Origin of the sequence: Exobacillus caeni, from assembly GCF_005747095.1 — a bacterium.
Taxonomy (GTDB): domain Bacteria; phylum Bacillota; class Bacilli; order Bacillales; family Guptibacillaceae; genus Exobacillus; species Exobacillus caeni.
Window position 1 is genome coordinate 12392 of the sequence record NZ_SWLG01000030.1, and the last position, 20462, is coordinate 32853.

Genomic DNA, 20462 nt, shown 5'->3' on the forward strand with positions numbered 1-20462 from the left:
TTGAATGCCATCGATTCCTGTTATTTCATGCTCTTCGGGTAAAATCCTGCCGCTTCAAGTGATTTGTTGATCCATTCCGGTTTCATGACCTCATTATCGAACCAGACTGTAACACTTTTTGATTCTGCATCAATCTCATAATTTTGAATTCCTATGATCTTATCAAGTGATGTTTCCATCTGAGACTGGCAGCCGTCACAGGAAAGGTCCACGCCGGAGAAGATTACCCTGCCATCGTCAGCCAGTGCATCCTGGTTATTGTTTATTAGGATCCCAGCTGCGAGGAAAGCGATGCAAAGCGTAAAAAGAATTAAGGAAAATCGTTTCACTGGATTCACCTCTTTAAATGGTATAGTTAAGTAATAGCTTGCAAAATAAGTTAAGATTTATGCATGAGAGGATGTTTTTATTGATGTTACACATAACAAACGGCGATATACTTGCGGAAAAACTATCATTTCTAGAACACGAAAGGCTTCCCTGGCGTGAAATGTATGATTTTGGCCCGGTTTTTAAAGTGATGGGAGAGAAAGAACTAAGCAAACGAGCAGCGTATTTTGAACAAACGATCACCCTTCCTCTCGATCTGTACTTAGCTAACACGGAAAGGCAGGAAGAACGCCTGATTGCAATTGAACCGGAAGAGGAGATCGTTTTATGGTTTGAGCATGACCGTTATGACCAATTGATGCTGTTGTATTTGTTAAACCGCCTTGGAACGCTACATAAAACGAATGTATCGATGGTACTTCCGGAGAAGTACGTCACAAGTGAAAGATTTTTTTCCTTAAGCCAGCTTACAGAGCAAGAGCTTGAAAACTTGTTCCAGGAACGAAAAAAGGTATCCATAGAACAATTTCAACAGGCAGAGGAAGGATGGGAAGCTTTTTCGAGCTCTAATCCGAAAGACTTGTTGAACTTTATCCATCATAAGGCTATAAAACTGCCATTTCTTAAACAGGCAATATTGTCACACTTTGATTACTTTCCTTCAGAGAGAAACGGCCTGACATCTATCGAAGAAGAAACATTAAAGATTTTGGCAGATGGTAAAACAAAGTTCTTGAAACTGTTTGAATCGATCGCATCTAAAAGGAGAAGTGATGGGTTGAGTGATCTTCACTTTTCTGCGATTCTGAAGCAGCTTTCAAAGACGAAATCTCCACTTATAAAGGTTCATGGCATTCTTCCTGATTTTAGCTTGCCTGAAATGAATCCGTTTCTTGAATTAACAGAAGAGGGGGAAGAAGTTTTAAGGGCAGAGAAAGACCGTTTCGACTGCCTCCCTTTTAATTGGTGGCTCGGAGGAGTTCATCTTCAGGATGGAACATACAGGTGGAACGGCGAAGATATTATCGTAAGGTGACATGATAATAACAATTAAAAAAGCACCCTGTGGGTGCTTTTTACCGTATTGGAAAATGTCTGCTCTCATTTGAGAAGACAGTGAGTTCTTTATGCTGTGGCATATTCGTTTGATTGTAGCTCTGCGTCCTCCATTAACTGTTTCATTTCTTTATAGCGGCTGGAGATGCTGCTTGCCGATGTGGCATATTTCTTTGCTAACTCACTCTGGCTAACAGTATTGCCTTCTATGTGCTTTGCTACCATGTATTCAAGCGCCGCTGCAAAAATCGACTCCTTGCGTATCGCCGGTTTCTTTTTGTTTGTATAGGCCTCCCAGACTCTAAGTCCTTTTTCTACCGCCTCAGAGGAATAGTCTTCCTTTATTTCAGAGATGAAAAGGTCTGCGACTTTCCGGTATGGGTCCTGTGCTGGTTTAGAAAGAGGCTTTTCGATGGGGTTCACCATGTTTACGTCAAAAGCTAAAATTCTAAAAAGAATCGATGGAAAATCTGTCCTGATAGCTTCCCTGACTGTTTTCTCTTCTTTATGGTTCGCAAATTCGCTGATCTCTGACACAAGCTTGTTTTTGTCAGAGACCTGAAGCTTCATGCAATCCACATAAAAGATGGATTGGCTGCCTGCGTCAAGTAAGATGCCAAGTACAAGGTCTCTTGATGCTGGAAGAGCTTCCTTCCCGTTAAGCACCACATTATATTGTTCGTTCGACCAGATATCTTTAAGTGAAACCGTTTCGTCCCCTATATGATTTTGTACTTCATATACGGATGGTAAAGCGTTTTTCCAGTTGTTAACCGCATCCAACACCTCCTGGTCGGGAGAAGTTGCAGCCCAGGCCTGGATGAATTCTTTTGCGATCGTTTTTTGCCACTGGTTCACCGGTACAGTGAAGATCGCCCAGGGAATCAACGCTTCCATATAAACCTGCTCATCATCCGGTTTAATTTTATATTGGTTGAAAACACTGTTCGTTAACTGGACGATGAGTTCTTGATGCCGTTCCATGGCATACTCAATCATTTGCGCCTGGATGACCGAAAGCTCTTTCACTAACAAATGATTTTCAAGTACGGCTTTCTTGTTTTCGTTTTTTAAACAGCACTTTTTATATTTTTTTCCACTGCCGCACGGGCATAGTTCATTCCTTTTTATATTCAACACGTTACTTCCTCCTTATGTATCGTTCCTGGCAGCATGTAGAGGCACGAAAAGTATTTTAGCATAATCTCGCAATAAACTAAAATGGCAGAAGGTTTCCGCAAATGATAAACTTTTTACCGACAGAAATTTTTAGGGGAAGTATTCCGGTTGGAGTATTTTTGTTGGGAGTATTCCGGGCTCCCGCACATTGAAACCCGGGATGACAACGAATTGTTTAAAGTTTATAAGCCAGTCAGGTAATATGAAAATAATGGACCTAGAAGAAGAAACTCTCCGACGGATTTTTGCAATACTAACATGCAAAAAATGATGTCGGAAACGAAAACACAAATAAGGAGGACACTATGAAACAGGGGATTTTGTTTATCGTTCTAATGTTTTTACTAGCTGGATGTACTGATGAAACACCACAGCAACAAGATAAGGCTGCGGTCAAAGATGTGCAGACAAAAGCTCTGGAGGAAAATGTTGTCGCAAAGTCAAACAATACTGCGATTACAAAAGATGATCTTGGGCGTGATGTGAATTACCAGGAAGATAGTTCCGTTCTTATCGCATTGAAACAGGAATTGATTTATAGAGAAGCAGTTGCTGAAGGCATCGAACCAGACATTTCGGAAGGCGAAAAATATATTAAAGAACAAAAGGAAAAATACGAGGTTGGAGATAAAGAAGCTGTAGAATCCCATAATTTTTGGATGGACCAGTATAACTTGAAAGGAGAGGAATACTGGGACTACTTGAAGAAACAGCAGATGAAGAGTGATGTGATTTTCCAATACTTGAAACAGGAAATCGATGATTATGAATCGCTTGAAGGTGCAGAGCTTAAGGAAGCGATAAACACCTTTACCGATGAAAATTTCGAGGAAAAGAAAGATGATCTTATTTTGAACAGCAAGTATTTTGCGGAAGCCTAAAAGGTAAAATTTTCAAAAAGTTCATAACTGGCTAAGAAAAAAACAGCTTTAATAGCTTTAGATGATGGTTGATGATCCACAGTAATTTTATCATACGCTTAAAACTTCACTGGAAAAGGATAATAAAGCAAGCTTACAATATAGCAAATAAAAAAGGGTAACCCGCTCATGGATTGCCCTTTTAAATTGCAACTGATTTCTGTTTTTCTTTCGCTGGGATACCTAATTTGTGAATCGTTATTTCAGGCCTGCTTCCAAGACGGATGTTTAGACCAGTTTGTCCCAATCCCTCACTGATGTAGAACGGACGGCCATCGTATTCATGAAGGCCTTTCACCATATTCATGCTGACCAGTTTTCCCATTTTTATCAAGTGAAATGGTTTTGGCCAGTGGATTTGCCCGCCATGAAAGTGTCCAGAAAGCAAGTAATCATATTTATAGTCCTTCATCGTTAAAACAATATTAGGATCATGGGTCAACACAAGGCGGTATCCTTCCTGAAGTCCCTCGAATGATCTGGCAAGATCGCTCTTATCCGTGCTAAAATCATCTATCCCAACGATTGCTACTTTGGTTCCGTTCACAGATATATAATCCTTTTCATTTTGCATCACTTTACAGCCGTAAGAAATGAGCGTGCGTTTTAATAAATTGAAGTTTTCTCCTTTTAAAACATAATCATGGTTTCCGAAGACTGCAAAAGTTCCGTAGGTTGGATTTAACTTTTGGAATAACTTTAAATATGGTATCAGTTTAGGTATGCTTCGTTTTCGGTCAAGAAAGTCACCGGTGAGGGCAATAAGATCAATTTGTTCATGTTTTAATGTCTTATACAAGGTTTCCGGGGTTATGGAAATGTTTTCAAGATGCATGTCAGAGATTTGGAGAACGGAAATCTCACGTTCGTCTTGCAAGTTAACTTTTGCTGGTTTTATAACATTAACCGTCATATCATGTGTGTTTTGATAAGCGCGGTAAAAAATAATACTTAATAAAACGAAAAGGCCAAAAAAAAGAAAGGTGTTCATAAAATATCCCTCCTCCTGATCTATTGTAATAAATCTGGTGAAGGGATGATAGTGGTAATTATAGGGAAGGGCTTTACTGGGGTGATGTATTTGTACCGTAAGCCTTTAGCAGAGCCTGCTTTGACATGAATAAATAGTTCGGAGGCATCCGGTGTTTCTTTTTTCGAACTGATATTTCTGGAGTGGATGAAAGGAAAGCAATCGGGTACATAGAGAGCAATTTAAACCATCTGTAGATCCTGCTTTTTATAATTACTGATTCAAATCCAAGCCGTTCATATCCTTTATTGATCAATGTGATACCTATGATGCCTTTGATCTCGTTCTGAAGTTCATGTTTGTCAATGTATGCTGCCAGGCACGGCATTGCTTCTTTAACAAGTTTATATAAGTAAAGAGCCCGTTTTATATCGCTTTTAATGAAAGATATTTCTCTTAGCACGCGAACGTTATGGATGTGGATCTTTACCATGGTATCGTTTTTATTTAAGGTCGTTCCATCTGAAAGGGTAACTTTTCTCCCTTTATATTTCGTCAAACGAACCCGAAGAACACTTTTTTTGAGCGGGTTTTCAGTATCCAGATACGTCAAACGTGTTAAAGCATAATAAAAGGGATCGAGAATTGTCCAAATAGAAATTAAATACAGTCTCATTCTCATTCTTGGCACCCCCTAACTCGGCTGCATTATTATTTTGGCTTCCTCTAACCTGTTTATAATGGTAAATGCAGGATGAGAGCTGTATGAAAGCGATTCTTCCTTCTTATACTAAAAAGAAGTTTAAGAAGGGGAGTAACTGATGAAAAAGATCATGCTTATGCCGTTTCTGCAAATTTCTTCCGGACACCATCAGGTAGCAGATGCAATAAAAGCCTGGATGGAAGAAGCTCAACCGGAAGCTGTATTTGAAAAAGTTGATATCTTATCTCATTCATATGGAAAAGCAGAGCGCCTCGTATCGCTTGTCTATTTAAAATGGATTCATTCTTTTCCAGCCGTTTATAGCTTTTTATATAAAAAACTTGCCTGCAGGTCCGGTAAGGATAAGAATGAAAAACGGTTTCTTATTTATTTAATGCTGTTTATTCCTAAGATGCGTCGTTTGATCGAGGAGAAGAAACCCGATCTTATCGTTTGCACGCATGCGTTTCCTTCGTTATTGGCCAGCAGATTAAAACACGCCGGTCAACATAGTATTCCGATTGTAAATGTTTATACTGATTACTTTATTAACCAATTATGGGGAACAAAAAGCATTGACCACCATCTAGTAGGCGATCAAAAGTTAAAGGAACACCTGTTAGAGATGGGAATAGACGAACACAGGATCCACGTTACCGGAATTCCGGTCCATCCTGTTATGAAGTGGACGCAGGAGAAAAAAAACAGAAGATCTAACCTTATTGTTGGCATTATGGGAGGCAGCATGGGTGCTGGCGGAATTATAAACTTCATTAAAAAGTTAAACCCTTCAGGAGCAATTCATTATAAAGTTTTTTGCGGGAAAAATCAGGAATTGTTCGATTTTGTGAAGAACAAAGACAATCCGCTGCTGTTTCCTGTTGGGTATATTCAATCCAGGGAGGAAATGAGCAGGTTGTACGATGATTTGGATGCGGTCATATCGAAGCCCGGCGGAGTGACGGTAAGTGAATGTTTAACAAAAAATGTTCCTATCTTCATCTACCATAAGCTTCCAGGACAGGAAGAAATGAATTTTCAACTCCTTTTTTCAAGAGGGCTCGTAATGGACATGCTGGACTGGGAGAGAACAAATGTAGAAGAAATTCTGTTATCCTATTTTGCTTCAAATGAAAAGCAGGCCGTAAAACAGCAGGAAGAAAGAAATGTAGAAGAAATGGAAAAAGTCCTGCAACAGATAATAAAGGATATCGTGAAGGTCTCTTCACCGTAACAGATGGTTGGTGGAAGATTCCGTTAGTTGTCCCATATCTATGATCAATAAACTTGAAGAACAAGGCAACTCAGGCAGTACATGAATGACTGTGGATCCTGGAATTCGGAATTATAGGTCATTTGATCCTCTATTTACGGAAAAACACAACTTTTAGAAAAAAAACAATGATAAAAGGAGCTGGCACTTCGGTCAGCTCCCTTCTCTTTTGCGATGAGGATGCTCACTCCGCACGCCATGGGAAGCGAGCATCCTGAGGCTAAGCAAACAAAATTAACTACTTTCTTTTTTAAGATCCCGCTAAAAGTGATTGTAACCATTTTATAACAATGACACTCATGCATCCTTTTAACAGGTATCATTGTCGAAAAGCTATTATGAGGTGTAGCGGGCAGTAATTGCGGGGAATATAAAAAGTAGCGAAAAAAGTACTATCTGTTCACGGGATGGTTTTCTGTCAGATAAGTGGAATTTTTACCATTCCAAGTATTAAATTTTGAAACTTGGAAGCAATCTTGTACGTCGTAACAGAGTGGAACAAATATGCAAAGGGTGTTTCAAATGGGTGGAGAAGAAACCAGAAAAAGCAGATTAAAACAAAAAAAGAAAAAGAAAAAGTGGGTTAGAAATATATTTATTGTTTTTTTAGTACTATTCGCAGCCGTAGTGGGTTATGGCGGATATTTGTATAACAAAGTTTCAAATGTCACAAAAGATTCGTATGTTGAACCTGCTCGAGGGGAAAAATCAGAGCTGCGCAAAAAAGAGTTCGACACAGGCAAAGATCATTTTTCAGTGCTGTTTCTTGGGGTTGACGACCGCAACCAGAAAACCAGCACGGGGCGAAGTGATGCCATGATTCTTGCGACTTTTAACAGGGATAAAAACAGCGTGAAATTAGTTAGTATACCACGAGATTCATACGTAGAAATTCCCGGACACGGCAAAGATAAAATAACACATGCCCACGCATTCGGAGGCATCGATTTAACAATAGAGACAGTAGAGAAGTTATTTGATATTCCGGTCGATGAGGTCGTAAGAGTGAACTTCGCCGCATTTAAAACGGTCATTAATGAGCTTGGCGGGATTAACGTTACGATTGAAGATAAGTATGTTGCAGACCAGATCCGAAAGGAGACCCACGGGCAAGTCGATCTTAAAGTCGGAGAACAAGAACTGGATGGAGAGGCTGCCCTTGCATACGCCAGAACAAGAAAAGCTGATTCAGACCTAAAACGGGGCCAGCGCCAAATGGAGATTATCAAAGCTTCTATCAATAAATTAAAATCATTTTCTTCCGTTCCAAAGTACGGAGATGTATTGGACAGGATCGGCGAAAACCTGACGATGAGCTTAACGTTGAAAGAAGCAGTAGGGTTGTATCCGTTTATAAACTCCTTAGATGACATCGAAACTCTCCAATTAAAAGGGTCGGATTATTGGGCCGATAGATATTACTATAAATTAGATGATGAATCTCTTGAAAAAATTAAAAGCGAACTAAAAAAACATCTAGAAATTGATGAAGCATCCGGTGAATCTTAACCGGGTGTTTTTTTCGTAATAAAAGATCGGGAAAATATTGAAAGGATTAATATTCCTTAATTCTGGGAAATGGTTAGTTAAAGATTTGGTGTTAAAAAAGAAATGTACTGGAGTGGATGCGATGTTTAAAAAAATACTGGGTTACGGAAAAAGGGTCGGGAAGGAGATGAAAGAGGACAGGGCTACCGGGTTAGCGGCAGAGCAAGCTTACTATTTTATGCTTGCAATATTTCCACTATTGATTCTTGCGCTATCTATTCTTCCATACCTGCAAATTGATCCGCAGAGAGCGACGCAGTTTATCCAAAATGTCATACCTGGACAGACGGGAGAACTTTTCAGGGAACAGGTTGTAAACATTGTCAGTGAAAAGCGAGGAGGATTGCTGACATTCGGTATTATCGGTACGATCTGGTCTGCTTCAAACGGGATGGTGGCCTTTATAAGAGCGATGAATGCGGCTTTTGATGTTGACGAAACAAGGTCATTTATTAAAATGAGGTTGATTGCGATCGGCCTGACGTTTGGACTGATTATTGCGTTGATTGTAACACTGGTCCTACCGGTTTTCGGAAGCCTTATAATCGATCTTGTGAATTCTGTTATAAACCTGCCAGAACAAACACAGATCATCTTTCAAATCTTAAGATGGTTGCTTGCGATTGCGGTGATTGCACTTGTTTTATCACTATTATACAAATTTGCACCGAATAAGCATTATCCATTCAAAGAGGTAGTGCCCGGTGCAGTGGTGGCAACAATTGTATGGCAATTAATCTCGCTTGGATTTTCCTTCTACGTTAGCAATTTTGGAAACTATTCTGCAACATATGGGAGCCTTGGAGGAATTATTGTGTTGATGCTATGGTTTTTCCTGACAGGCCTGACACTTGTAATAGGCGGGGAAGTTAACGCCGTTTACCATAAAAGAAGGCATAACTATGCAGAGACCCATCCTAATCAGAGTGGTGTACAACACAATACCTGAGATCAAGCTGGCTATGCGAGTCCGGATGCCTTTAGAGCATTTTGGGATACTTGCTATAGCCAGCTTTTTTATATTACTGGTTTATTTTAAAATGACCCGGGCAGGTTGATCTGGAATGTCGTCCCTTCGCCATATGAACTTTTTACAGAAAGTTTTCCGTTATATTGATTGATTATTCGCCTGCTGATACAAAGGCCAAGGCCTGTGCCGTCTTGTTTTGTTGTGAAGAAGGGTTCGAAAAGGTTTGCCGCAGTTCTCTCATCCATTCCCTTCCCGTTATCTGAAACCTGTATTGTAACCGACCCATCATTTTTGTTACTTGCTGTAATGCTGATTCTTCCTTCTGTTTCCCTTTTCGTTTCCTCTATGGCTTCCATTGCATTTTTAATTAGATTAATTAACACTTGTTTTAGTTCATTTCGATTGATGTAAGTGGATGGACAAGAAGGTTTATCGGTCAGGGTTTGTGTGAGACTAATATTTCTTTTTGACGCCTCCACCTGGAACAACAGGATGATCTCATTTAAAAATTCATTTAAATCTACTTCTTCGGTTTTTTGATTAACAGTAAAGGAGGTTTGCAAACATCCTTCGATCAATGATTTTGCCCTGTCTATTTCGTTTAATAACAGTTCTCCTATTTCCTTTTTGTTCAACTGTTCAAGATCAGGTTTGATCAATTGAATAAACCCTCGTATGATCGTCAAAGGGTTTTTTATCTCATGTGCAAGGTCTGCTGAAATGTGTCCGTTGAAAGAAAAACAGTTTTTGGAGACCGCGTTTTCCAGTTTAACGATGTTTTTACTAAAAAGGCGATTTTCACCTGAAGTATTATTCCTGGTCCTCTCGTTTTCCTTCCATACTTGAAGCGTTCCTACTTCCTTCGTTATAAGAATCCCTCCTTTTTCCACAGAAAGCATATCCAGTTATTAGTATACCGTTTAAATAACTAAAAGAGTGACGAAAAGTGGGTTTTTATCCCAATTAATATGTAAGATAATGGATGTTTTCTGTGGGGTTTTTTACATCATTATGCTGATGAAGAAAAGATAATTCATCTATTTGAAGGAAGTGATAGAATAAAGTCTATTTAACTGCCGGTTGGCCTATGATTGAATAACACTAAAATGTGGTAGATGGGTAATAGGAATAAAAGGAGAAAAGCAAGGAGGTATATGGAGTGGCAGTTGGTAAAAGTACCACGATGAGTATTATCCTGCGGCTTGAAATCGAAAAAGGATATACGACGTTTGGAGAAGTCGCAACAGCTATAAGTGACAAGGGCGGGGACATAGTCGCGATCGATGTCATAAAGGAGAGCAGCGATAAAACGACCCGCGATATAACAGTAAAAGTCAGCAGCCAGGAACATAGTGAGGATATTGCGGAAAGAACCGAAGAACTTAAGGGCGTGAAGGTTGTAAATGTATCAGACAGAACATTTCTTGTCCATCTGGGCGGTAAAATCGAAACGAAACCTAAAATGCCTATCAAGAACCGTGATGATCTGTCCAGAGTATACACCCCTGAAGTTGCAAGGGTGTGCAAGGCGATTGAAAAAGATCCTTCAAGAGCCCATTCCCTAACGATCAAACGTAACACAGTGGCTGTATTATCGGACGGTTCAGCTGTTCTCGGGCTTGGAAACATAGGGGCTGCGGCTGCCATGCCTGTGATGGAAGGTAAGGCGATGCTGTTCAAACAGCTGGCAGGAATCGATGCATTTCCAGTTTGCCTGGATAACCAGGACACAGAGGATATTATTAAAATAGCGAAAGCGATCGCTCCCACATACGGGGGGATTAACCTGGAAGACATCAGTTCTCCAAGATGCTTTGAGATCGAGGACCGTTTAAAAGAAGAACTGGATATCCCTGTTTTTCATGACGACCAGCATGGGACAGCAGTTGTCATGCTTGCAGGGTTATTGAATGCTTTGAAGCTAGTAGGAAAAAAAGAAAAAGACATTAAAGCAGTTGTGGTTGGAATCGGTGCAGCAGGTATCGCGAGTACAAAAATGCTCCTCAACGCAGGTATCCAAAATATTATCGGAGTCGACAGAGAAGGAGCGCTTGTTAAAGGAAAAGAATACGACAATCCAATGTGGAACTGGTATGCGGAAAACACTAACCCAAACGAGGAAACTGGGGAGCTCTCTGAGGTCATAAAAGATGCGGATGTCTTCATCGGAGTTTCTGCGCCAAATATTCTTTCAGTAGAAGACCTGAAAAAAATGGCTGAGGATCCGATCGTGTTTGCAATGGCGAATCCCGATCCGGAAATTGCGCCGGAAAAAGCATGGCCCCACGTAAGGGTGATGGCAACAGGTCGTTCCGACTATCCGAACCAGATCAATAACGTACTTTGCTTTCCAGGAATATTTAGAGGAGCGCTGGATTGCAGGGCAACACATATCACGGAAAATATGAAGCTTGCTGCCAGCGTTGCCATAGCCTCAGCAGTTAAAGAAGACGAGCTTAACAAAGATTATATTATCCCAAGTGTTTTCAACAAACAAGTTGTTGACCATGTAAGAGAAGCGGTAATAAAAGCAGCCAAAGCAGATGGCGTTGCAAGAAAAGACACGAAGGAACGTTCTTGAACGAACAAGCCCGGCTATCCTCATAGCCGGGCTTGTTTATAAGATATTTAGAGAAGATTATAAGAAGTTCATTGCAGTATTTAGAAATTTCAGGAGTGTATCCATGTTTCATATTGACTTCCTGAATGATATTCCACTAATCCTTTTGTGATTGCAAGAATAATCCAGCTTCGATAATATGGTTGTATTGGGTAGAAAAGGGGGACAAAAGAAATGGAGATAAAACAGCCAGCTGGTTTCTGGATTAGGCTTGGGGCCTCATTGCTGGATGGGATTATAACTGCGATTCCGTTCGGTTTTATCAGTTATTTGATCACAGGAGAATTTTTTGGAGACGAAAACAGTGAACCATGGCCTACAACGGTTTTAGGATTAGTTTATTCTATTTTACTGCCAGTGGTCTGGCATGGATATGTAATTGGAAAGAAAATCGTAGGAATACGCATCCTTAAAGCGAACGGGGAAGAGGTTGGATTGGGAACGATGCTTCTTCGCGTTCTAGTCGGACAAATGCTGATTTATGCCCTTACACTTGGCATTGGAGCGATAGTCAGTGCTTTTATGGTCGGTATCCGAAAAGACAAGCGGTCAATCCATGATTTTATAGCGGGAACCTATGTTACATATGATAAACCTTAATAGTTAAGAATGGACCGGCAAATAGATTTGCCGGTTTTTGCATATAGAAAACAATCCCGGCTCCTGCGTCTTGACCCAACTAGTTTTCTTTATGTTTTTTAAGCTAATGGCGGACTGCTGAATAGATTATAAGAAAATGAGGATGATAAAAGTAACAACAAACGTGTAGGTGAAGCGAATGACAATACTTGAAATCACGATCCGTACGATTGCCGGATTTGTTACTCTGTATATCCTGGCGAGAATCCTTGGCAAGAAGTTAATATCACAGATGACGTTCTTTGACTTTGTCGCTGGAATCACTATCGGAACACTTACCGGAGCGATTATCACAACGAAGGGCTTGATGGCTGTCAAAGGGTTATATGCCCTGGCATTATTTACGTTACTTGCAATTGTCCTTGATGTTATTGCATTAAAAGCCTTTAGAGGCAGAAAAATTTTAAATGATGAGCCCACTATAGTGATAAAAGATGGTAAGTTTCTCGGTCAAGGAATGGGACGAGCTAGATTGAATCTGGATCAACTGCTTATGCAGTTAAGAAAGAAGAACATTTTTTATTTAGATGAAGTAGAAATAGCGTTTTTGGAAACGGATGGGACGGTTTCTGTTCTCAAGAAACCAGAGAACATGACGGTTACTCATAAAGATATGAAAATTGATTCACCTTCTAGAGGGTTGGCGCAAACATTTATCATTGACGGACAAGTTTTAGAAAATAGTCTTCTCGCCGCTGGAAAAGATATGGAATGGGTAGAAACTACTCTAAAAACAAACGGAATCGATGATGTTAGGGAGGTTACGATTGCCCAGATCGATGTTCAGGGGAAAGTGTTTATTGACCAGAGGAAGGACCAAGTCGACTTATGACGTTAAATAAATAATACTCAAAAACGGGGCAGACTCAAAAGCAAAGTGCCAGGTACCTCCGAAACGGAGAGCGCCAGACACTTATGAGCCAGCCCTTAAATTTGTTTTATTCGTTAACTTGATAACCAACTTCTTCAATCGTTTTGTGGATTGCTGGAATGTTAACCTGGCCTTCTTCGTATTCTACCTTTACCATTTCATTGTTCAAATCCGCAAGTGCCCGGTCGACACCCTTCATTTGGGAAAGGGCTTGCTCAATTCTTTGAATACAATTTTCCCCTTTCATTCCTCCTACTGCAAAGGTAACTTCTCTCATTATTTTCACCTCTCTACATAATATTCTATTTTTATAGAATACCCGCCAGCAAGATACTCTAATCAACTATCGTTTCATAGACAAATCTTGAGAGGAATTCCAAGAATATTGTAGAACCTTAACTTAAGACCTTTTTTGCTTAAGTTAAGGGGGGGCAATCGTGCAGGATATAACAGAACAACTCAGGAAAGAAGTCTCTGCGTTAGAAGATAGAAAGGAAGAGTTGCAAGCCCGGCTTACAAAAATAAAAGATATTTTTTTACATAACACGAACGAAAATAATTTATTGGAGTGCCTGGGGGATATTGCTGGTGCAGAAATAGTGTACATTGCGAAACGAACTGCTGACCATAAGCTGAAAATTGTAAAAGCTACTAGCAGTGAAGCATTGCATATTACCTATTCTTCAATAGAATCCCCCTGTGAAATGGTTTTAACTGAAAAGAGAGTTGTTTCAGTAGAGGATCTAGCGGAACGATTTCCATGGTACTCAAATTTTTTCTCAAATAGAATGGAGTATTATATAGGGACACCTCTTTTGGATGAAGATTGTAATCCGTTTGGTGTCATAGGATTATTGAGCAGCGATCGGATGGAATGTTCAGATCTGCTCGAAACATCCCTTTATTTAAATGCTGAGAGGATTTCCTCCAAAATGGTAAAGCAGTATGCAGCAGAAGAAGCCGAAAATTGGGAACAGGCTTATCAGCAATTGGCAGAGTCTGTAAGAGATCCGGTTATGATCCATCAAGATGGTAAGTTTGTCTATGTGAATAATGCTGCACTCAATCTGCTGAATGCGTCGGATAAAAGTGAAGTGATCGGCAGAGAAGTGTTGAGTTATTCCCATCAAGATGATATCCAAAAGGCAAAACGCAGAATGGATGTCAATGAACTAGAAAATGGGAAGATAACTTCTGAAGAGTTTCATTCAGTTGATGATCAAAATAACAGCGTGAAAGTTAAAACGATGCGTTCCAGGATAATTTATAACGGCAGTCCAGCAGTTCAAGTCGTTGTGTTAAACCGTACAGAGAAAGAGAAGTTTAGAACAGCGCTTGAGGATACAGAAACAAGGCTGTTAACCTTGATCAACAATACCCCTGATGTAATTATTTTGAAAGACAATAAAGGGAGATGGCTTGAGGCTAATGATACTTGCGAGGAAATCTTTGGACTACAAAAAGAAGCTTATAAAGGGCTGATAGATAAAGAAATCTTTCAGGTGAACGACGAATTGGACCTTCTCAAACAATGTGAAACGAGCGACAGAGCAGCCTGGGATAAAATGGAGCCAAGCCGCTCGGAAGAAGTCTTTCAATCGCCTGATAAAAGTCCGCGAATATTTGATGTTTATAAAATTCCGTTGTTTTATCCAGACGGTTCAAAACGCGGGCTGGTCATCATTGGACGGGATATTACCGAACGGAAAAAAACAGAACAGATACTTGCTGAAAGCGAACAACGTTATAAATCTCTTGTTGATCAAAATCCTGACGCGATTCTGTCTATCAGTACAGAAGGTATCATTTTAGATGCTAATGAAATGGCAGAGCATTTAACCGGCTATTCGCAAGCCGAACTTGTAAACCAGTCTTATGAAGAATTGATAGATGATGAACATAGAACAACTATAAAAGAAAATTTCTTGCGGGCAATCAACGGCGAGGCGTTAATGGATGAGATAAAAATTATCAATAAAAACGGGCAATTCATTCATCTCAACATAAAATGTGTTCCGATCATTGTTAAAGGAACCTGTGTTGGCATCTATGTTATTGGCCAGGATATTACGTATCAAAAGCAAAACGAAGAAATGATCCGCCGGTCTGAAAAGCTTTCCGTAGTAGGGCAGCTCGCAGCCGGGGTTGCCCATGAAATAAGAAATCCGCTAACATCCCTAAAAGGGTTTTTACAGCTGATGAAAGCAGATACCGAAAATAACGAAGCACGTTACAAAGATAAAGAATATATCGAGATAATGCTGGCTGAACTAAACAGAATCAACTTTATCGTCAGCGAATTTATGGTTCTCTCTAAACCCCAGGAGCTGCACGTACAGAATAAAAATGTCGTGTTGTTACTAAAAGAAGTGCTCGCTATTTTGGATACTCAGGCTATTCTTAAAAATATAAGGCTGTTGACAGAAATACAGGGTAATCTACCGACCATTAGCTGTGAACCAAACCAGATTAAACAGGTATTTATCAATATATTGAAAAATGCGATGGAGGCGATGAATGCAGGCGGTGAAATCACTATTGCTGTTACACAATGTGAAGAACGCTATATTTGTATTGATGTGACAGACCAGGGACCCGGAATTCCTGAAGATAGGCTGAAAAAGATCGGGGAGCCATTCTATACGACAAAAGAAAAAGGAACGGGGCTTGGCCTGATGGTCAGCAACAAGATTATCCAGAATCATAAGGGAACGATTTCGTATGAAAGTGAAATCGGAAAAGGAACTACCGTAAAAATCAAATTGCCAATCATGCAATGAAAAGGGGACAAAAGATGGAGACACTTGAATATTCTTTGTTAGATGTATTTACTACTACAAAATTTGGCGGAAACCAGCTGGCTGTGTTTAAAAGTGTGAGCAGCCTTTCCAATGAAACGATGCAGAAGATCGCCAGAGAATTAAATCTTTCGGAGACCACATTTGTTTTTGAACCGGATGACTCGGAAGCACATCGAAAAGTTAAGATTTTCACTCCACAGATGGAGCTTCCGATGGCAGGCCATCCAACAGTTGGGACAGCTTATGTGCTTGCAAGCGAAGGATTGATCAAGACGGAGGAAGGGAAAAACACTGTCATCTTTGAAGAAAATGTCGGCAAGATTACAGTTGATATTTTTAAAGAAAACAACAGGATAGTTAAAGTGGAGATGACCCAGCCGGTGCCTGAATTTGGAGCTGTATTTGATAATGAAGAACTGGCGGCGGAATTGCTTTCCCTATCTGTCGATGATCTTGATAACAGGTATCCGATCCAGACCGTTTCAGCCGGGGTTCCTTTTATCTATATACCTGTCAAAAATCTTGAAGCAATGGAGCGGATTAAGTTCCGACTCGATATCTGGCAAGATCATTTTAGCGGAAATGAAGATACGAAGCATATTTTTGTCTTATGCCCAGAAGTCATGAATGAGGGGTCAACCGTGAACAGCCGTATGTTTGCCCCTGCGATGGGTATATCAGAAGACCCGGCAAGCGGTGCTGCAACAGGGCCTCTTGGGGCATATTTAGTTAAGTACGGCATTGCCGGACAGGATCAAGATGGCGAATATAAATTAAGAAGCGAGCAGGGCATCCAGATGGGCCGTCCAAGCTTCATCGATATCAAAGTGAAAGTAGAAAAAGAAGAAGTATCAGAAGTAAAAATTGGCGGGAGCTGTGTTGAGATAGGTGAAGGAAAGCTGTATCTCTAAATTAGCAGAAGGAGTTAGATAATGTATCCATTTGCATATGCGTGTATCACGCCTCACGGAGGAGAAATTGTTCCGGAGCTTGCCGGTGATAATCCGGAACGAATGCAGGAAACAAGAAAAAGTATGGAAGTGCTGGGAGATAGGATGAAAGCAGCTTATCCTGACGCGATCATTGTCATCACCCCGCACGGAACGAGAATTAACGGCCAGTTTTCTGTTACAGAATGTGAGACAGTTTCTGGCTTCTGGCAAGAGAATAACTTAACCTATCATATGGAACGGAAAATTGATCGAGAAATTGCTGGCAGTATTGTTGCTAGTGCAAAGGAAACGGGTCTGCCTGTCGGGGGATTGAATTTTGGAACTGCCTCTGGGCCTTTATCCTCCCTTCCCCTTGATTGGGGAGCGATCGTACCGTTAAGATTCATGCCAGCGGTGCCAGTCGTGATCATTACACCATCACGGGAAGTTTCGCTGGACAAAAACCTTGAACTGGGAAAAATTTTAAGGCGAGTCGCTAGGGAGTCCAACAAAAGAATTGGATTGATCGCAAGCTGTGACTGGTCACATACTCATAATCCAGATGGTCCTTATGGTTTTCATCATGCGGCAAAAGAGTTAGACGAAAAGGTAATTGGGTTAGTAAAATCCAATCAGCTTGAAGAAATGGCTGATTTTGATAGTAAACTAATAGAAGACGCTAAACCGGACGGAATATGGCAGACCTTAATATTGGCGGGTGCCATACCTTATGAGGAAAGAAAAGTAACATTTTTATCGTATGAAGCACCTACGTACTTCGGTTTACTTTGTGCAGGATATGAGAAAGAATAAAAATTATTAACCGGACTCTTCACTCGAGGGTCTGGTTTTTAATTCCTAAATTTTTATGAAAAAGAAGGAATAATTTGTCGAATATAGAATACACTTAATTGCGGAAATTTTTAATTTTTTAAATGTAAACGCTTCCGCAATACACCTAGAAGGAGGAAGAAAATGTTAAAAAGCGCAATCAATGTTTCAAACAGAATAATGCAGCGCTATTTGCCAGATCCGTTCTTATTCGTTATTTTATTAACGTTTGTCGTGTTCATTCTAGGACTGGTTTTTACAGGAAGCTCACCTGTTCAGATGGTTCAATTTTGGGGAGAGGGTTTCTGGAACCTGCTGGCGTTCTCGATGCAGATGGTATTAGTGCTTGTTACAGGTTATGTGCTTGCAAGCAGCCCTATATTTAAGAAAGGGCTTGGAAAGCTGGCATCGATGGCTAAAAACTCGGGCCAGGCGATTGTGTATGTGACGCTTGTGTCGTTATTGGCAAGTTGGATTAACTGGGGATTCGGCCTTGTTATCGGAGCGCTGTTCGCCCGTGAATTAGCAAAGCAAGTTGAAAATGTAGATTATCGACTGTTGATCGCAAGTGCTTATGCGGGCTTCATTGTATGGCATGGTGGTCTTGCAGGATCGATTCCGCTAACGATCGCGACACCAGGTCATTTTTCAGAAGATGTTATCGGTATCATTTCAACGAATGAAACAATTTTTGCAACTTTTAATATCGCGATCGTCCTTGCACTTTTTATCGTGCTTCCGATTTTAAATCGCATGATGTCTCCGTCAAAGGATGAGACAGTCAGTATAGACAAATCTTTATTGCAGGAGGAAACTCCGTTAGAGGCAGCGGCTATAGAAGCCGAAGCTGTGACACCCGCAGAGAAAATGGAAAACAGCAAAATCTTGTCCCTTATTACTGGTCTGCTTGGTATTGCCTTTCTAGTTTATTATTTAATAAACTCAGGTTTTGAGCTGAATCTTAATATCGTAAACTTTACTTTCTTGTTCCTTGGTATTCTATTTCACGGCACTCCGAAAAGGTTTCTTGGAGCAGTAACGGAAGCGGTAAAAGGTGCAAGCGGAATCATTATTCAGTTTCCGTTTTATGCAGGTATTATGGGGATGATGGTCGCTTCAGGGCTTGCAGCAATGATGTCTGAAGGGTTCGTTTCTATTTCATCCGACTTTACCTTTCCTTTCTTTGCGTTCCTCAGTGCCGGAATTGTAAATTTCTTTGTTCCTTCTGGTGGAGGGCAGTGGGCTGTACAGGCGCCGATCATGCTTGACGCCGCACAACAGCTTGGCGTTTCTATTCCGAAAACTGCAATGGCAGTAGCGTGGGGGGATGCGTGGACGAATCTAATCCAGCCGTTCTGGGCGCTTCCTGCCCTGGCGATAGCCGGGCTTAAAGCGAAGGACATCATGGGGTTTTGTTTAATCGTTCTTTTTGTAAGCGGAATCATTATTTCACTTGGATTGTTGTTTTTTTAATAATTAGCTGATGTATAAAAAAAGGTGGCTCAAAGAACTTCCTGGTTCCTTTCCTATCCTTACAATCAATAGGGGGAGAGAGGCAGGCAGGTTGGTTCTGAGCCGCCTTTTTTATTTTAAGATGTGAATGAATAAGAAGGGGGCAGCAGCATGCCTTCCAGTTTTTCTTTTACAGAAGGCCATTCGGTGTCCAGTATACTGTAATAGACGGAGTCACGCATATAACCGGTATATGTAAGGCGGTTTTTACGCAAAACGCCTTCCTTTGTTGCTCCGATTCGTTCCATTGCGTGGCAGGAACGAGTATTTCTAGCATCTGCTTTCAATTGGACACGGACAAGATTTAATTCTTCAAAACAATAACGAAGCAGGAGATACTTACATTCTGTGTTGACCATAGTCTGCCATACAGACGGAGACAACCATGTCCAGCCGATCTCCAGATTTCGGTTAGGGATTGAAATATCAAGAAAGCGTGTGCTGCCAACGATTTTTTGCTGATCCTGATCAATGATGACAAAAGGAAGTGCAACTCCCTGTTTTCTCGTCTGTAAAGCCTCGGCTACTAGCCTTTCCATGTCTTCGAGCTTATTTACTTTCATCGGCATATAAGTCCAGATTTCCTCATTCTTTCCGGCATCGAATAAACCCTCAACATGTTTCTTTTCCATCGGCACAATCTTTACGCGTTTTCCGCTGAGTATTACTGGGGCTAACTTTTCCATGAACCTCCGCCTTTCCAAACTGATCTACATCCAAAATAATCGAATCCAGGGTCTCTTGCAATTGTTATTTTAAAATCTCTTTTCTAACTTCTTAGAAAGAGGTTAAAGTAAGTGGAATGTGTGATAATCTGAGAATATCGATAGACTCAGTAGCATGATTGAAGATCATGGCAACTATTGAACGCCTGGAGGAATCCAGGATTGGAATTATAGGTCATTGAATCCTCTATTTGTGAACAAACACTGCTTTTGAAAAAAATGAGGTCATATGTTCCGCTATTTGCAGAAAATCAGACTTGCTTAGGCGTTTTTCCGATAAATAACGGAACCAGTGACCTATAATTTTTTAAAAATGGCCATTTGTCACAAATAACGGATCTGATGACCTCAAATAAAGTAGAGAGTCATCTTCGTGATGCTTTACGCAGAGGAGGCTAACAACCGGATCACGGAAAGGGAATCTACATGGCTCGGAGACCAAATGCTTTCTCCTGAAGTTGTCACAGGGTTTACAAAATAGCCTTTTTTAATAAAGTAGGGAAACCTCTTTCAAGGCTTCCCCCTTATCAAACCGTACGTGCCCTATTAAGGCATACGGCTTACCCATATGTTACAATGTCA

At 40.6% G+C, this 20462-nt stretch carries 19 protein-coding genes; 12 read left to right on the forward strand and 7 right to left on the reverse strand.

The annotated features are described in order from the left end of the window. Positions 1–20: 20 nt before the first annotated feature. A complete protein-coding gene (locus FCL54_RS22410) occupies positions 21–329 on the reverse strand; it encodes a heavy-metal-associated domain-containing protein (protein WP_138129524.1) in 309 nt (102 codons plus the stop codon). An 83-nt stretch (positions 330–412) separates the two neighbouring features. Here FCL54_RS22410 and FCL54_RS22415 point away from each other — a divergent pair, with 83 nt between their 5' ends. Continuing rightward, positions 413–1366 carry a DUF1835 domain-containing protein gene (locus FCL54_RS22415; protein WP_171016981.1) on the forward strand — a complete coding sequence of 318 codons (954 nt, stop codon included), beginning with the start codon at positions 413–415 and terminating at the stop codon, positions 1364–1366. Positions 1367–1455: 89 nt separating this feature from the next. Here FCL54_RS22415 and FCL54_RS22420 read toward each other — a convergent pair whose 3' ends face one another. Further along, positions 1456–2526 (reverse strand): SEC-C domain-containing protein, encoded by a 1071-nt coding sequence (locus FCL54_RS22420; RefSeq protein WP_138129526.1) that lies wholly within the window; start codon positions 2524–2526, stop codon positions 1456–1458. Between the two features lie 344 nt (positions 2527–2870). Here FCL54_RS22420 and FCL54_RS22425 point away from each other — a divergent pair, with 344 nt between their 5' ends. Beyond that, positions 2871–3446: a DUF3053 family protein gene (locus tag FCL54_RS22425; protein WP_138129527.1), complete on the forward strand. Its 576-nt coding sequence runs from the start codon at positions 2871–2873 to the stop codon at positions 3444–3446. Positions 3447–3627: 181 nt separating this feature from the next. On the opposite strand, the gene FCL54_RS22430 is transcribed toward FCL54_RS22425, so the two are convergent. Both FCL54_RS22430 and FCL54_RS22435 read right to left on the reverse strand, forming a co-directional pair. Beyond that, positions 3628–4476 (reverse strand): metallophosphoesterase, encoded by an 849-nt coding sequence (locus FCL54_RS22430; protein ID WP_138129528.1) that lies wholly within the window; start codon positions 4474–4476, stop codon positions 3628–3630. Positions 4477–4549: 73 nt separating this feature from the next. Then, positions 4550–5137, reverse strand: coding sequence for a YkoP family protein (locus FCL54_RS22435; RefSeq protein WP_246055425.1), 588 nt, complete (start codon positions 5135–5137; stop codon positions 4550–4552). Between the two features lie 139 nt (positions 5138–5276). On the opposite strand from FCL54_RS22435, the gene FCL54_RS22440 reads away from it, so the two are divergent. The 3 genes from FCL54_RS22440 to FCL54_RS22450 all read left to right on the forward strand — a co-directional run bounded on the left by FCL54_RS22440 (position 5277) and on the right by FCL54_RS22450 (position 8928). Beyond that, positions 5277–6392, forward strand: a complete 1116-nt coding sequence (locus FCL54_RS22440) for an MGDG synthase family glycosyltransferase (protein WP_138129529.1) — start codon at positions 5277–5279, stop codon at positions 6390–6392. 561 nt (positions 6393–6953) lie between these two features. Beyond that, the gene (locus FCL54_RS22445; protein WP_138129530.1) at positions 6954–7940 is read left to right on the forward strand and encodes an LCP family protein; all 987 of its coding nucleotides are present in this window, start codon (positions 6954–6956) and stop codon (positions 7938–7940) included. 121 nt (positions 7941–8061) lie between these two features. Continuing rightward, positions 8062–8928, forward strand: a complete 867-nt coding sequence (locus FCL54_RS22450) for a YihY/virulence factor BrkB family protein (RefSeq protein ID WP_138129531.1) — start codon at positions 8062–8064, stop codon at positions 8926–8928. Between the two features lie 86 nt (positions 8929–9014). On the opposite strand, the gene FCL54_RS22455 is transcribed toward FCL54_RS22450, so the two are convergent. Then, a complete protein-coding gene (locus FCL54_RS22455) occupies positions 9015–9839 on the reverse strand; it encodes a two-component system sensor histidine kinase NtrB (RefSeq protein ID WP_171016982.1) in 825 nt (274 codons plus the stop codon). 293 nt (positions 9840–10132) lie between these two features. On the opposite strand from FCL54_RS22455, the gene FCL54_RS22460 reads away from it, so the two are divergent. The 3 genes from FCL54_RS22460 to FCL54_RS22470 all read left to right on the forward strand — a co-directional run bounded on the left by FCL54_RS22460 (position 10133) and on the right by FCL54_RS22470 (position 13040). Then, the gene (locus FCL54_RS22460) at positions 10133–11530 is read left to right on the forward strand and encodes an NAD-dependent malic enzyme (protein WP_138129543.1); all 1398 of its coding nucleotides are present in this window, start codon (positions 10133–10135) and stop codon (positions 11528–11530) included. Between the two features lie 213 nt (positions 11531–11743). Continuing rightward, positions 11744–12169 carry an RDD family protein gene (locus FCL54_RS22465; protein ID WP_138129533.1) on the forward strand — a complete coding sequence of 142 codons (426 nt, stop codon included), beginning with the start codon at positions 11744–11746 and terminating at the stop codon, positions 12167–12169. Between the two features lie 178 nt (positions 12170–12347). Beyond that, positions 12348–13040 (forward strand): DUF421 domain-containing protein, encoded by a 693-nt coding sequence (locus FCL54_RS22470; RefSeq protein ID WP_138129534.1) that lies wholly within the window; start codon positions 12348–12350, stop codon positions 13038–13040. Positions 13041–13146: 106 nt separating this feature from the next. On the opposite strand, the gene FCL54_RS22475 is transcribed toward FCL54_RS22470, so the two are convergent. Next, positions 13147–13356, reverse strand: a complete 210-nt coding sequence (locus FCL54_RS22475) for a heavy-metal-associated domain-containing protein (RefSeq protein WP_138129535.1) — start codon at positions 13354–13356, stop codon at positions 13147–13149. A 160-nt stretch (positions 13357–13516) separates the two neighbouring features. Here FCL54_RS22475 and FCL54_RS22480 point away from each other — a divergent pair, with 160 nt between their 5' ends. The 4 genes from FCL54_RS22480 to FCL54_RS22495 all read left to right on the forward strand — a co-directional run bounded on the left by FCL54_RS22480 (position 13517) and on the right by FCL54_RS22495 (position 19116). Further along, positions 13517–15859 carry a PAS domain S-box protein gene (locus FCL54_RS22480; RefSeq protein WP_138129536.1) on the forward strand — a complete coding sequence of 781 codons (2343 nt, stop codon included), beginning with the start codon at positions 13517–13519 and terminating at the stop codon, positions 15857–15859. 14 nt (positions 15860–15873) lie between these two features. Beyond that, a complete protein-coding gene (locus FCL54_RS22485; protein WP_138129537.1) occupies positions 15874–16791 on the forward strand; it encodes a PhzF family phenazine biosynthesis protein in 918 nt (305 codons plus the stop codon). 21 nt (positions 16792–16812) lie between these two features. Next, complete coding sequence (locus tag FCL54_RS22490; RefSeq protein ID WP_138129538.1) at positions 16813–17625, forward strand: DODA-type extradiol aromatic ring-opening family dioxygenase; 813 nt, start codon at positions 16813–16815, stop codon at positions 17623–17625. 162 nt (positions 17626–17787) lie between these two features. Continuing rightward, on the forward strand, positions 17788–19116 hold the full coding sequence (locus FCL54_RS22495; RefSeq protein ID WP_138129539.1) for a short-chain fatty acid transporter: 1329 nt from the start codon (positions 17788–17790) through the stop codon (positions 19114–19116). A 116-nt stretch (positions 19117–19232) separates the two neighbouring features. Here FCL54_RS22495 and FCL54_RS22500 read toward each other — a convergent pair whose 3' ends face one another. Further along, positions 19233–19841, reverse strand: a complete 609-nt coding sequence (locus FCL54_RS22500) for a GNAT family N-acetyltransferase (RefSeq protein WP_138129540.1) — start codon at positions 19839–19841, stop codon at positions 19233–19235. Positions 19842–20462: the final 621 nt, after the last annotated feature.